The organism is Caviibacter abscessus (assembly GCF_001517835.1).
Lineage (GTDB): Bacteria > Fusobacteriota > Fusobacteriia > Fusobacteriales > Leptotrichiaceae > Caviibacter > Caviibacter abscessus.
In genome coordinates, this window is the sequence record NZ_LOQG01000016.1 from 1 (window position 1) to 267 (window position 267).

Here is a 267-nt window from a genome sequence, read left to right on the forward strand (position 1 = left end):
CTTGTTTTTCTTTTGAAACTTCATCAAGTGGTTCAGGCAATGTTGAATTTTTCAAAACTTCTTCCAACGTAAGTATAGTTTTAATATCTTCTAGACCTTTTAACACACTTGGTGTTTTAAATTTTAATACAGTTTTTTTATAATTTTCTTTTGAATACAAGTAGTTTAAAAATTTATATGCATTTTCTTTATTTTTTGCTTTTTCTAAAATAGCCATACTATCAATGTACATTAATGCACCCTTAGGAAGATAAAATATGGAATGAT

Annotated in this window: 1 pseudogene; it reads right to left on the reverse strand. The window is 25.1% G+C overall.

What is annotated here, in order from left to right:
• Positions 1-232: pseudogene (locus tag AWT63_RS03130) on the reverse strand (extracellular solute-binding protein); the annotation flags it as partial.
• Positions 233-267 lie beyond the last annotated feature (35 nt).